10 protein-coding genes are annotated in these 12,973 nt (G+C 57.9%); 2 read left to right on the top strand and 8 right to left on the bottom strand.

The features are described from left to right. Window positions 1–2: 2 nt before the first annotated feature. The 4 genes from KEHDKFFH_RS02215 to KEHDKFFH_RS02200 all read right to left on the bottom strand — a co-directional run bounded on the left by KEHDKFFH_RS02215 (window position 3) and on the right by KEHDKFFH_RS02200 (window position 5,081). Window positions 3–806 (bottom strand): Na(+)-translocating NADH-quinone reductase subunit C, encoded by an 804-nt coding sequence (locus KEHDKFFH_RS02215; RefSeq protein WP_104320396.1) that lies wholly within the window; start codon window positions 804–806, stop codon window positions 3–5. Continuing rightward, the gene (locus KEHDKFFH_RS02210; protein ID WP_104320395.1) at window positions 799–2,007 is read right to left on the bottom strand and encodes an NADH:ubiquinone reductase (Na(+)-transporting) subunit B; all 1,209 of its coding nucleotides are present in this window, start codon (window positions 2,005–2,007) and stop codon (window positions 799–801) included. The genes KEHDKFFH_RS02215 and KEHDKFFH_RS02210 overlap by 8 nt, the downstream gene beginning before the upstream one ends. A 4-nt stretch (window positions 2,008–2,011) precedes the next feature. Then, window positions 2,012–3,358, bottom strand: a complete 1,347-nt coding sequence (locus KEHDKFFH_RS02205) for a Na(+)-translocating NADH-quinone reductase subunit A (protein WP_104320394.1) — start codon at window positions 3,356–3,358, stop codon at window positions 2,012–2,014. 268 nt (window positions 3,359–3,626) lie between these two features. Further along, a complete protein-coding gene (locus tag KEHDKFFH_RS02200; protein WP_422385677.1) occupies window positions 3,627–5,081 on the bottom strand; it encodes a glyceraldehyde-3-phosphate dehydrogenase in 1,455 nt (484 codons plus the stop codon). 238 nt (window positions 5,082–5,319) lie between these two features. Here KEHDKFFH_RS02200 and mfd point away from each other — a divergent pair, with 238 nt between their 5' ends. Both mfd and KEHDKFFH_RS02190 read left to right on the top strand, forming a co-directional pair. Next, the gene (mfd, locus tag KEHDKFFH_RS02195) at window positions 5,320–8,853 is read left to right on the top strand and encodes a transcription-repair coupling factor (RefSeq protein ID WP_104320392.1); all 3,534 of its coding nucleotides are present in this window, start codon (window positions 5,320–5,322) and stop codon (window positions 8,851–8,853) included. Between the two features lie 29 nt (window positions 8,854–8,882). Further along, entirely contained in the window at window positions 8,883–9,707 is an 825-nt protein-coding gene (locus KEHDKFFH_RS02190) for a CsiV family protein (RefSeq protein ID WP_104320391.1), read from the top strand. Here KEHDKFFH_RS02190 and KEHDKFFH_RS02185 read toward each other — a convergent pair. The 4 genes from KEHDKFFH_RS02185 to KEHDKFFH_RS02170 form a co-directional block, all read right to left on the bottom strand. Continuing rightward, on the bottom strand, window positions 9,682–10,470 hold the full coding sequence (locus KEHDKFFH_RS02185) for an S-methyl-5'-thioinosine phosphorylase (RefSeq protein ID WP_104320390.1): 789 nt from the start codon (window positions 10,468–10,470) through the stop codon (window positions 9,682–9,684). The two genes, KEHDKFFH_RS02190 and KEHDKFFH_RS02185, sit on opposite strands and share 26 nt — an antisense overlap. Continuing rightward, complete coding sequence (locus tag KEHDKFFH_RS02180) at window positions 10,467–11,690, bottom strand: mechanosensitive ion channel family protein (protein WP_104320389.1); 1,224 nt, start codon at window positions 11,688–11,690, stop codon at window positions 10,467–10,469. Before KEHDKFFH_RS02180 ends, KEHDKFFH_RS02185 begins: the two co-directional genes overlap by 4 nt. A gap of 24 nt (window positions 11,691–11,714) precedes the next feature. Beyond that, window positions 11,715–12,179, bottom strand: a complete 465-nt coding sequence (locus KEHDKFFH_RS02175; protein WP_422385676.1) for a L,D-transpeptidase family protein — start codon at window positions 12,177–12,179, stop codon at window positions 11,715–11,717. 84 nt (window positions 12,180–12,263) lie between these two features. Next, a complete protein-coding gene (locus KEHDKFFH_RS02170) occupies window positions 12,264–12,941 on the bottom strand; it encodes a TetR/AcrR family transcriptional regulator (RefSeq protein WP_104320387.1) in 678 nt (225 codons plus the stop codon). Window positions 12,942–12,973 lie beyond the last annotated feature (32 nt).

Below are 12,973 nucleotides of genomic sequence, written 5' to 3'. Positions count from 1 at the left end.
GATCAGACCTCCCCTTCACGAAGTTTTTGCAGGAACGGCGCGTACCCGCGGTCGCCCATCCAGTAGTTGACCAGTTGCTCAACGCCGCGGCTTGTCAGTGTCGCGCCGGAGAGAGCATCAACCTTATGCTCCTTGCCCTGCGCATCGGCACTGACGCCGCCCTTGACCAGTCGCACCTGAGGCTCGGAACGGTCTTCATTGTAGACCTCCTTGCCAACCCACTGGCGCTTCCAGCGCGGGTTATCCACTTCACCACCAAGACCCGGAGTTTCTGCATGCGCATAGAAGCCGAGACCTTCAATGGTGTTCAGATCCCCCTCGAGGGAAATGAAGCCATAAAGCGTGGACCAGAGTCCATAACCGTGGATCGGAAGAACCACGCGGGTAAGCTGGTCGCCCTCACTCATGGTGTAGACCTTGGCAACATTCGGTCGGCGCTTGATACCGGCCTTGTCTTCAGAAGACGGAATGTTGGTGGACATCTGGGGGTCCGAAGCAGCCCTGTACATGTCGTACTTCATGGGGTCCTGGACACCCACAGCGGAAGGCTCGACGAATTCACCGGTGTCCAGATCGACCAGCCGGACATCAAAGCGCGCGAACGCCTCTTCGATCTGCTCGGCGCTGGAGCCAGACTCCAGCATGCCGGCCGCAGACAGAATATTGGTCTTGATGTCCAGGTTCTGGTTCTGGATCTGGGCCGGGCGAAGCAGAACTGCTGCCGTGGATACCACGACAGAGAACACGATACTCAGCACCAGCGCAACGACCAGCGTGCGGGAGACAGTTTCTTTAGCTTTAGCCACGTGCAAGCCTCCGTTTGATGTTGGCCTGAACCACGTAATGGTCCATCAGCGGCGCGAACAGGTTAGCGAACAGGATGGCCAGCATGATGCCTTCCGGGAAGGCCGGGTTGATCACGCGGATCAGGATTGTCATCACGCCCACCAGTATGCCGAAGCACCAGCGACCGGTATTGGTCATCGCCGCGGAGACAGGATCGGTTGCCATGAACATCATACCGAAGGCGAACCCGCCCATGACCAGGTGCCAGTGCGCCGGAATGGCAAACATCGGATTGGTTTCTGACCCGATAATGTTCAGCAGCAGGGACATGCCGATCATGCCGATCAGTACACCACCGACAATCCGGTAGCTGGCAATCTTCATGACCAGCAGGATCAGACCGCCGATCAGCACCGCCAGGGTTGAGGTTTCACCCATGGAACCCTGAATGGTGCCCATAAAAGCGCTCATCCAGCCAATCTGGGCTTCCAGGGCCTCCAGACCACCGCTTGCAGCCCAGCTCAGCGCCGTGGCGCCACTGAAACCATCAACCGCGGTCCACACTGTGTCACCGGAAATCTGCGCCGGATAGGCAAAGTAGAGGAACGCACGACCGGTCAGGGCCGGGTTCAGGAAGTTCTTGCCGGTACCTCCAAACACTTCCTTGCCGATTACGACACCGAAGGTGATACCCAGGGCCACCTGCCAGAGCGGGATGGTGGGCGGGCAGATCAGCGCAAAGAGCACCGAGGTAACGAAGAAGCCTTCGTTCACTTCGTGACGACGCACGGTGGCAAACAGCACTTCCCAGAAACCACCGACCACGAAGGTCACGAAGTAAATGGGCACGAAGTAGGCCATACCGTAAACGAAATTATCCCATACACCAGCACCGGCACCAGTGATGGCAAGTGCCTGAATAAAGGCAGTCCGCAGGCCGCCGTCAGCGACCATGGCATCCGGATTGGAAGCCAGGAAACTGTTGGCCTGGTAGCCGATGTTCCACATACCGAAGAACATCGCCGGGAAAGTACATAGCCACACCGTGATCATGATGCGCTTGAGGTCAACGCCGTCACGCACATGGGCAGTGGTTGAGGTTACCTTGCCGGGAGTGTAGAAAATGGTATCCACGGCCTCATACAGCGCATACCAGCGCTCGTACTTGCCACCCTTTTCAAAGTGATGCTCGATTCCATCGAGAAACTGTCTGATAGCCATCGTTTTAGCCCTCGATCTCGATTCGGGTCAGGTTCTCGCGGAGAATCGGACCGTATTCATATTTGCCGGGGCACACAAACGTGCACAGCGCCAGATCTTCTTCATCCAACTCCAAGGCGCCAAGCTTCTGCGCCATCTCTGTGTCGCCAACGATCAGCGAACGCAGCAGCTGGGTCGGGAGAATATCCAGAGGCATGATCTGTTCGTAGGCTCCCACCGGAACCATTGCCCGCTCACTACCGTTGGTAGTGGTGGTGAAGTTGAAAAGCTTGCCACTGGTCAACTTCGACAGATAGATATTCAGCACCGAGAATCGGTTGGGGCCCGGAGACAGCCAACCCATGAACTCGCGCTTGTTGCCCTCTTCAAGGACCGATACCTGATTGGCAAACCGGCCAAGGTAGGCACAGGGGCCATCGCCGCGACGACCACCGAAAACAGAGCCCGAAATCGCCCGGATCTCGCAGTCTGTGGCAACCTCTCCGTCTAGAAGTTCCTCAAGACTGGCACCCAGACGGGTGCGCACCAGACGAGGCTTCAGAGCCTTGGGGCCACCAATCGCGACAATACGCTCGACCGGCACTTCCCCGGATTCAAACAGTTTGGCGATATCGATGACGTCCTGATAATTGATACTCCAGACCGTCTTGCTGCCAGATACCGGATCCAGATGATGGATGTGGGTACCAACATTACCCGCCGGATGCTTGCCATCAAACTGGTGCACCTCAACCGCGTCCGTCTTGGGAACCGCGACGTTGGATCCTGGCTTGCCAGTGACAAACACCTTGCCGGTGGTCAGTTTGGTAAGGATCTCAAGACCTTTCTCGAACGCCTGGCTGTTCTCGCCAATGATGACCGTCGGATCCGCTGCCAGCGGATTGGTGTCCATGACCGACACAAAAATGGAATGGGGAGCGGAATCAATCTCGGGAACCTTGCTGTAAGGCCGCGTCTTGAACGCCGTCCAAAGCCCGGACTCCACCAGATTGTCGACTACCTGCTGGCGTTCCAGGCCGGCAAGATCCGCTTCGCTGTAGCGCGCAAAGGTCTCAGCCTCATCGCCATCGATTTCGATAACGATCGACTGGAATACCCGACGCTCACCACGGTTAATCTCTTTCACCACGCCCGCGGCGGGTGACGTATAACGAACGCCTTCGGTCTTCTTGTCCGTGAACAGCAGCGTACCGCGCTTGACACGGTCCCCCTCTTTCACAGCCATCGTCGGCTTCATGCCGATGTAGTCAAAACCGATCAACGCCACGTGGCGAACGGGTTTGCCGTCTGTAATGGTCTGTTCGGGAGCGCCGCTGATGGGAAGATCCAGGCCTTTTTTGATCTTGATCATTAGCCTCATCCAATCATCAGAAACTTTTCAATGGATTCGTAACGTCCGACACCTGCGGCCCAGAAAAACCATGAGAAACGGAGTGCCAGACGTACCCAAAATCGCGCCAATTATAGAGATTAAGGAATCCTATTTCCACCAGAAACCAGAACCGGTTACGCGTCGACAACCAAACGACCCGGCTTGCTGGCCGTAAAAACAAAAACCCCGACAGCAATCGCTGTCGGGGTTTTGAGAACCGTTACTTCACCGGATCGGTACGATCTGCTCAGTCTCTCGCACGTTTGGGGAAGATCGGGTAACTTACGCCGGCCATCTGATTGACCACGCGGATTACTTGAGCGCTGTAGCCAAACTCATTGTCATACCATACGTACAGGATCAGGCGCTTGCCGCTGGCGATGGTGGCCTGGGCATCAACGATGCCGGCATGGCGGGAACCGACAAAGTCGGTGGAAACCACTTCCGGGGAATTCACGAAGTCGATCTGCTTCTGCAGCTCGGAATGCAGCGCCATATCCCGCAGATAGTCGTTCACGCCTTCCACATCAACGTCTTTCTTGAGGTTGAGGTTCAGAATCGCCATGGAGACGTTCGGCGTCGGCACCCGAATCGCATTGCCTGTCAGCTTGCCTTTCAGAACCGGCAGCGCCTTGGCAACGGCCTTGGCGGCACCTGTCTCGGTAATTACCATGTTCAGGGCGGCACTGCGTCCGCGACGACTTCCCTTGTGGTAATTGTCGATAAGGTTCTGGTCGTTGGTGTAGGAGTGGACAGTCTCAACATGACCATCTTCGATGCCATACTCGTCTTCGATCGCCTTCAGTACCGGCGTGATGGCATTGGTGGTACAGGAGGCTGCTGACAGGATCTTGTCTTCGTCGGTGATCCAGTCGTTGTTGATGCCATAAACGATATTCTTGATATCGCCCTTGCCCGGCGCGGTCAGGATAACGCGGCTGACACCCTTGGATTTCAGGTGCAGACCAAGACCTGCCTCATCGCGCCACTTACCGGTGTTGTCGATAACGATGGCATTATTGATGCCGTAGTCGGTGTAATCCACCTTGTCCGGACCATCGGAATAGATCACCTTGATGTAGTTGCCGTTGGCAATCAGGGCGGATTCTTTCTCATCAACGGTGATGGTGCCATCGAACGGTCCGTGCACGGAGTCACGGCGCAGCAGGCTGGCACGCTTCTCAAGGTCGTTTTCCGCGCCGCCCTGGCGAACCACAATCGCGCGCAGGCGAAGGTTGTTACCACCACCGGCCTTCTCGATCAGAATACGCGCCAGCAGACGACCAATACGGCCAAAGCCGTACAGAACCACGTCTTTGGTGTCGTTGTTAGCATCCTCCTCGGACTGGGCAGCGTACTGCCCCACAACCGGGCCAATTTCACGCTTCAGGAATTCGGTCAGATCGCCGCCTTCCTCTTTGAACTTGACCGCCAGCTTGCCGATATCCACATGGGCGCGGCCCAGGTCAAGCTTGTCCATGGCCTGGAGAATCGGCAGGGTGTCGTGAACAGAGAGCTCGCTGTCTTCAACCTGGCGCACAAAACGGTGGGCACGGATAATATCGATAACCGACTGGTTGATGATGGCGCGGCCGTATACAGAAGTAACCACATTGTTCTTGCGGTAGAGGCGGCCGATCAGCGGAATCATGGCTTCCGCGGTGGATTCTCTTTCTGTCCAGTTGGACAGGTGCTGATTGATCTGTTCGTGACTCACGCTTTGACCTCTGCAGTTGGCACTTGGAAATTGGGGCGCACATTATCCAATTTAATCCGGCCGACCGCAAATACGCCAGCCCATGACCTTCGTATAGCTCCCGCCTCTGAATGTAACGCAAACGTCGCCCCGAACATCGGCGCCATGACAGTGTCAAGCGCGAGCGTTAGAATACGCGCCACACCGCCGCCCGGACACCCACAGCAGGAGAACCCGACCGCCCATGAGCCAAGGTGCCAGCACACGCCCGTCATCCCGATCTATGATTGCCCCGGAATTCCCGTCACGGCCGGCCGATCACAGGACATGGGGCCAATTGCACGGCAGCAGTGACGCGCTGGCAATCTGTGAAAGTGCGCGCGCCCACAAGGGCCTTACTCTGGTGATTACCCGCAGCACTGCCGATGCCATCCGCCTTGAACAGGCCATGCGCTTCTTCCTCGGGCTGCCGCCGGAAGAGGATGGCCCGGCCGTCAGCGATGACGGATTGGAGCTGCTCTCACTGCCCGACTGGGAAACCCTGCCCTACGATCTGTTTTCGCCCCATCAGGACATTATTTCCCGTCGAATCCGGACACTCCACCGGTTGCCGTCAACCAGCCACGGCGTATTGGTGGTTCCGGCAAGGACGCTGATGCACAGGCTGCCGCCGGTTAACTATCTGCAGGGCAACACTCTGCTCCTGGAAGTGGGACAGTCCCTGGATATAGAGAACTGGCGCATGCAGCTGGAGGCCGCGGGTTACCGGCACGCCGAGAATGTCTACGAGCACGGCGAATATGCGGTCCGCGGCGCCATTCTGGACATCTTTCCCATGGGCGCAAGCCAGCCCTACCGGATTGACCTGTTCGATGATGAGATCGAAACGCTCCGGACCTTTGATCCCGAAACCCAGCGTTCGATCGACCGCATTGACCGTATCGAGCTGCTGCCCGCTTTCGAATTCCCCTGGCATAAAGAGGCGCGTTCCGGCTTCCGCAGCCGCTGGTTCGAACAGTTCCCGGATGCCGACAAGGACACCCCCATTTACCAGGACGTCACACATGGCATCACGCCGCCTGGCATCGAGTACTACCTGCCACTGTTTTTCGACGAGACGGCAACCCTGTTTGACTACCTGCCCGGGGCGACCCATGTGTTCACCGCCGACGGACTGAACGATGCGGTCAGCCATTTTGACAGCGAAACCCGCAATCGGTACGAAGACCGGCGCCACGATCGCCTGCGGCCTATTCTTCCGCCCACCCGCCTGTTTCTGCAGCAGGAAGAGCTGTTCAGACACCTGAAAGCCTTCCCGAGAGTGACGGTCTCCTCAGAGATCCACGAATCGGCCGGGTCGGTGAATTGCCCGACCAGAAACCTGCCGGATATCGCAATGGATGGTCGAGCCGCAGACCCTGCCGGCCGTCTCAAGCGGTTTCTCGGCGAGTTCGACGGCCACGTACTGATCTGCGCCGAGTCATCCGGTCGGCGAGAAGCCCTGATGGAGAACCTCAGCGAGCAGGGCGTTGAGATGAAAACCCTCTCTGGCTGGCAGGCCTTCCTTGAAGATAAAGAGAGCCCGCTGGCCATCACCATTGCTCCAATGGAGCAAGGCCTGGTGCTACCCGAGCATTCCGTCGCCCTGATTACCGAAACGGCCCTGTTCGGAGAGCGGGTACTGCAGCGCCGCCGCCGTGAAAAACCCACTGAAACCGACGATGCCGGTTTCCGGGATCTGTCGGAATTGCGGATTGGTGCGCCGGTGGTTCACATCGACCACGGCGTGGGCCGCTATCGGGGCCTGGAGACCATTACTGTTGAAGGTGAAGCCAGCGAATTTCTGATGCTTGAGTACGCCGGCGGCTCCAAGCTCTACGTGCCGGTATCCAGCCTGCATTTGATTTCCCGCTATGCAGGCAATGACACCGAGCATGCGCCGCTGCACAAACTGGGAACGGATCGCTGGAGCACAGCCAAGCAGAAGGCCCTTGAGAAAATCCGCGATACCGCTGCCGAACTGCTGGACGTCTACGCCCGCCGGGAAGCGCGCAAGGGGTTCAGCTTCGAGGATCCGAAGGAGGCCTACCGTGCTTTTGCCGCCGGCTTCCCGTTCGAAGAAACGCCGGACCAGCAGGTCGCCATCCAGTCAGTGTTCGAGGACATGACCAGTGAGCGACCGATGGACCGCCTGGTGTGTGGTGATGTCGGTTTCGGAAAAACCGAGGTCGCCATGCGTGCGGCGTTCCTGGCGACATGGTCTGGCAAACAGGTGGCGGTTCTGGTTCCTACTACCCTGCTTGCCCAACAGCATTACGAATCCTTCCGGGACCGTTTCTCGGACACCGCGGTTCAGGTCGAGCTACTCAGCCGGTTCCGCACCGCTGGCCAGACCAGCAAAGCTCTGGAGGCGGTGGAGAATGGCAAGGCGGACATCGTCATCGGCACCCACAAACTGCTGCAGGGCGACATCAAGTTCAAGAATCTTGGCCTGGTCATCATCGATGAAGAGCACCGCTTTGGCGTTCAGCAGAAGGAAAGGCTGAAAGCGCTTCGGGCAGAAGTGGACATGCTCAATCTGACCGCAACTCCGATTCCGCGCACCCTGAACATGGCCATGGGGCACCTGAGGGATCTCTCGATTATCGCAACGCCCCCGGCACGCCGACTCTCCGTGAAAACTTTCGTGCGCCAGAAAGACAACGCCATGGTCAAGGAAGCCATTTTGCGGGAAATTCTCCGTGGCGGTCAGGTCTACTTCCTCCATAACGATGTGGCGACCATTGAAAAAGCCGCCGAGGATCTCCGGACGCTGATTCCCGAAGCCCGGGTGGGCGTAGCCCACGGCCAGATGCGGGAGCGGGATCTGGAAAAGATCATGTCGGACTTCTACCACAAGCGTTTCAACGTGCTGGTGTGCTCAACCATCATCGAAACCGGTATCGACGTTCCCAGCGCCAATACCATCATTATCGAGCGGGCGGACAAATTCGGCCTGGCGCAGCTGCATCAACTCCGCGGCCGGGTGGGCCGGTCTCACCACCAGGCCTATGCGTATCTGCTGACGCCGCCGCCTAAATCGATTACGGCGGACGCCAAAAAGCGGCTGGACGCCATCTCGGAGGCGCAGGACCTTGGTGCCGGCTTCATGCTGGCTACCCACGATCTGGAAATCCGGGGCGCAGGCGAGTTGCTGGGTGAAGAACAGAGCGGCCAGATCGAGAGCATCGGCTTCACCCTCTACATGCAGCTGCTGGACGAAGCCGTCAAGGCTATCCGGGAAGGCCGAACACCCAATGCCGACCTGCCTCTGAGCCACGGCACGGAAATGAACCTGAGAATTCCTGCACTGATTCCTGAGGATTACCTGCCGGATGTCCATAACCGCCTGATGCTTTACAAGCGCATCGCCAGCGTGGACAGCCCGGAAGCATTAAAAGAACTTCAGGTTGAAATGATTGATCGGTTCGGATTGTTACCGGATCCGGCCAAAAATCTGATCCGCCAGACCGAACTTCGGCTCCGGGCGGACGCCCTGGGCATCGTGAAAGTGGATGCTGGCAAGGAATGGGCGAGGCTCGAGTTTGGCAGCTCGACTCCGGTGGATCCGCTGGTTCTGGTTAAAAAAGTGCAATCCGCACCGGACCAGTACCGGCTCGAAGGTGCCAACAGCTTCCGTTTTCGGCTGAAGGATGCCACAACCGGTGGTAAACTCGACGGCATTTCCCGGATGCTTGGCGAGTTGGAGCCTGCCAAGAGTCACGCATCCGGCTCTTGAACGGCCGACCAACATGTGGAGTACGACCCTTGCAAATTGATGGAATTCGCTGGTGCCGATACCCGACCCGGGCCATCCTGGCAGCCCTCCTGCTGAGCTATGCCGTCCAGGGCGTTGCCCAGCAGCCTGACCGGGCAACCTTACCCCTTGAGCCCGGCACCCCCATTCCCGGCGACTACTACCGGGCCGAGATCGTGATTCTTGAGCGGATCATAGAGCCCGAGGCCGTGAATGAGCGGATGTCTGGCCGTACGGTAGAGGAGCCGACGGATACGGAAGAGGTTCTCTGGTCAGCACTTGAGAATGGCACCACGCAAACCACCCTGGAACTGGCGCCCCGGCAGGATCTCCGCCTTGCCAGCGCCGCGGCGCGACTTGAGCGCAGCGGCCGGTACCGGGTGCTCGTGGCTGCGGGCTGGTACGAGGCATTTCCGCCGGATTACGAGGGCACGCCTTTACGGGTCGAAGCGGGAAACTGGATCGAAGGAGCTCGCACCCGGGAGGTGGAAGGCCACATTACCATCGACCGGCAACGCTACCTGCACGTCAATGTTCATCTCAACCACTGGCAGTTGTCGGAAGAAGCTCCAGCGCTGCCTGAAGACGCTGCGGCTGACATGTCCCAGGAAACGCCCTCACCCGCAGAGGCATCTGGCACTCAGGACACAACCGCCGCAGCCACCGACGGTGAATCTGCAGCTCAGCAACTTACGGTTCTGGCTGAGCCCGCCCCGCTGGAGCTATTGACGTGGATTCGGGAAACCCGCCGGATGCGCAGCGAGGAAATCCATTTCCTGGACTCCCCCACTGTCGGCGTGCTGGTGTTCTTCAAGAAGATTGAGGCAACGGAGTAAGCACCCCAAGGCCGGCCATTGAGACCTCAAGAATCCGTTTGACACCGGACATTCCCTGCTCGATGGCCGCCTCAATCTCCTCCATGGTAATAATGTGGTCGGATTTGCCGGCCGCCCAGTTTACTACCAGCCCGAGACAGACATAGCGAATTCCCAGTTCCGCTGCGAGAGCCGCTTCCGGCATGCCGGTCATGCCCACAAGATCACAGCCGTCACGCTCCATCCGGATGATCTCCGCCGCGGTTTCCAGCCTCGGTCCCTGAGTTGCGCCATACACTCCGAAACCAGAAAACGGCACGCCTTCAGCGCCGGCAGCATCAATAAGAATCTGGCGCGCACTCTCATCGTAAGGCCAGGTGAAATCAATGTGGGTCACCGAGTCCAGGTCACCTTCAAAGAAGGTGCTGGCACGACCCCAGGTGTAATCAATAATCTGATCGGGAACAACGACATGGGCAGGCCCCATATCCGGGTGGATACCACCCACGGCGTTGACACCGACCACCGTTCTGACACCGGCATCGTAGAGAGCCTTGAGATTCGCCCGGTAGTTCACCTGATGGGGTGGAATACGGTGCGGATTACCATGGCGCGACAGGAAGGTAACCGGCTGATCGCCAAGCAGCCCCTCTATCAGTGGCGCAGATGGATTTCCCCACGGCGTTCCAACCTGTTTTTCACCGGTGATTTCCAGGCCGGACAGCGTGGTCAAGCCGGTGCCGCCGATAATGCCAACCGGGTGCATTTTCTCCGGTGACGTCATTCTGAATCTCCTGAGTCTTCCACATCTCCGGTTGTCTGACGATTCTGCGACTTCTCGGCATTCTTGCCGGAAGAAGCTTCCGCGTGCTTATCCGAGGATTCATCGGACTGCGATCCGGACAGGCGCACGCCGCCCGGAAGGTGCAGGGTGCGGGTCGGGAAGGCCACTTCGGCACCATAACCCTCAATAATGTCGCTGATTTTCAGCAGCACGTCCTGCTTAACCTCATGGAACGGCACCCATTGGGTGGTCTTGGTGAAGGTGTACACCATGATATCCAGAGAAGACGCGTTGAACGCCAGGAAGTTCACGATCAGGGTCTGGTCGCTGTCGATCTCCTCATGCTGCTTCAGCATGGTCTTGATGTCGTCAACAATGCATGCCATCTGCCCGACATCGGCATACCGGATGCCAATCGTTTCATAGATCCGGCGATTGGTCATGCGGGAGGGGTTCTCCACTGCGATGGTGGTGAACGCTGCATTCGGCACATAAAGCGGACGCTTGTCGAAGGTGCGGATGGTGGTCAGGCGCCAGCCGATATGCTCAACCGTGCCCTCAATGTTCCGGTCCGGTGACCGAACCCAGTCCCCGACCTTGAACGGCCGATCCAGGTGGATGATAAAGCCACCGAAAAAGTTGGCCAGAAGGTCCTTGGCGGCAAAGCCGACGGCAATACCACCCACGCCACCGAACGCCAGGACCCCGGATATACTGTAGCCCAGGGACTGCATAGCAATCAGCACTGCAGTAATGATGACTACTGCCCGCGACAACTTGCTCACCGCGTTAACGGTGGTGTAGTCCATCGGCTGCTTCATTTTCAGAGGAGAAACAAGAATCCCCTCTGCTTCCTTGATCAGTCTCAGGACAACCCACACCAGCACAAACACAAATCCGAGCTGCAGGAGCGAATCGTTGACCTTGAAGACCTCTGCGTCCGAGTAGCGATGAGCCACCTCTGCAGCCCAGTACACCCCTTGCAGCCAGACAAACGCCACCACCGGCTTGCGGGCGGCATGCAATAGTGCATCGTCCCAGAGGTTTTTGGTCTGACTGAACTTACGCTCCAGAGCGCCGATGATGTGGCTGGCGATATACGCCACCGTGGCCGTTCCGAAAACCAGCGCAAAAACGACAATTCCGACGCGCCAGGCTTCAGACAGAAGCCCGAAATTCTCGATCCAGCCATTCACCACGGCCATAACATCCCCGATCATCGGATCCCTCTGGTATTTGTAGGTTTATCGAATGGAAACGGCGGTTCCCGGACCAACGCGATCAAACAGATCAATAATGTCTTCATTACGCATTCGCACACAGCCGTGGGACAGAGGCATTCCCATAGGCTCGCTGTCCGGTGTGCCGTGAATGTATATGAAGCGGCGGAAAGTATCGACACCCGGGCCCCTGTTTTTGCCCCACTCGCGGCCGCATAACCAGAGAATCCGGCTCAGGATCCAGTCACGCTCAGGATGTTGCCGGGCAAGTTCGGAGCTATAGGTTTCGCCTGTCGGGCGCCGGGCACGAAATACCGTTCCCACTGGAAGTCCGGCGCCAATACTCGCGCGAATATAGTGCTCGCCTCGAGGGGTGCAGCCACTGCCATCATTCTCACCCGGCCCGTTGAGCCCGGTGGAAACCGGATAGGAGGCAACAAGCTCTCCGCCTTCGGCTTCAAGCCTCAGGCGCTGGAGGTCCAGATCGATGTCAATGCGGAGTGATGCAGGATGCGTCAAAACCGGCCAGGCTCCCTTGGAGTTAAAGAGAAAGCCTAACCGAGAGAGAGGAACTCAGGCAACCGAGACCTTGCTGCCGGCCGGCGGAATCAGCATGGCGTCTTCTGCCTGCATGCCGGCGGCCAGGAAGGGGACCAGTCGGGCAGCAATTTCCTGGACGGTGGTTTCCACACCCAACTTGTTCTGAAGGATATCCCTTAACGCATCACTGCTCGACATGGTAAACGCCGTTGCCCCCAACATGAACTGAATGCGCCAGTATCGATCCACAGAGGACAGTTGAGGGGTCGCTTCCTTGAGTAGCCGCATGAAACGGCTGAAGGGCTCGCTGTATTCCTGTTCCAGAAACTTGCGCAAATGCCCCTGGGACTGGGTGTAGGCAAGCCCGAGCAGGCGCATGAAGATGGAGATCCCCTTCTCGTTGCGTTGGGGCATTCGTACCGCACTTTCCGTCAGCGCCCAGAGTGTCTGGTTCAGTGTCGGCGGTTTACCATCACACCGCTCTTCAAGCTCATCAAAGGCGTTCTCCAGCGTTGCTGAAAACGGCGTCAGAAAGCGCGCGAAAACGGCGTGAATCAGGGCGTTCTTTGAACCAAAGTGGTAATTGACAGCGGCCAGATTTACTTTAGCCTTACTGGTAATCATTCGGAGCGAGGTTTCCGAAAAACCCCGGTCGGCGAACAGCTCTTCGGCTGCATCGAGAATCCTGTCAACGGTATCAGACTGCGCCATTTTGTTATCAATGCCTCTAGCAAACGTCTGTT

Origin of the sequence: Marinobacter maroccanus (genome assembly GCF_002933275.1) — a bacterium.
GTDB classification, from domain to species: Bacteria; Pseudomonadota; Gammaproteobacteria; order Pseudomonadales; family Oleiphilaceae; genus Marinobacter; species Marinobacter maroccanus.
The sequence above is the reverse complement of the archived record's forward strand: the minus strand, read 5'-3'. Positions and strand labels throughout refer to the sequence as shown.

Excerpts from the sequence above, each read along its gene's own strand:
- KEHDKFFH_RS02210 (WP_104320395.1), bottom strand. The coding sequence starts at position 2,007 with ATGGCTATCAGACAGTTTCTCGATGGAATCGAGCATCACTTTGAAAAG.
- KEHDKFFH_RS02205 (WP_104320394.1), bottom strand. The coding sequence starts at position 3,358 with ATGATCAAGATCAAAAAAGGCCTGGATCTTCCCATCAGCGGCGCTCCC.
- mfd (WP_104320392.1), top strand. The coding sequence starts at position 5,320 with ATGAGCCAAGGTGCCAGCACACGCCCGTCATCCCGATCTATGATTGCC.
- KEHDKFFH_RS02185 (WP_104320390.1), bottom strand. The coding sequence starts at position 10,470 with ATGACGTCACCGGAGAAAATGCACCCGGTTGGCATTATCGGCGGCACC.
- KEHDKFFH_RS02180 (WP_104320389.1), bottom strand. The coding sequence starts at position 11,690 with ATGATCGGGGATGTTATGGCCGTGGTGAATGGCTGGATCGAGAATTTC.
- KEHDKFFH_RS02170 (WP_104320387.1), bottom strand. The coding sequence starts at position 12,941 with ATGGCGCAGTCTGATACCGTTGACAGGATTCTCGATGCAGCCGAAGAG.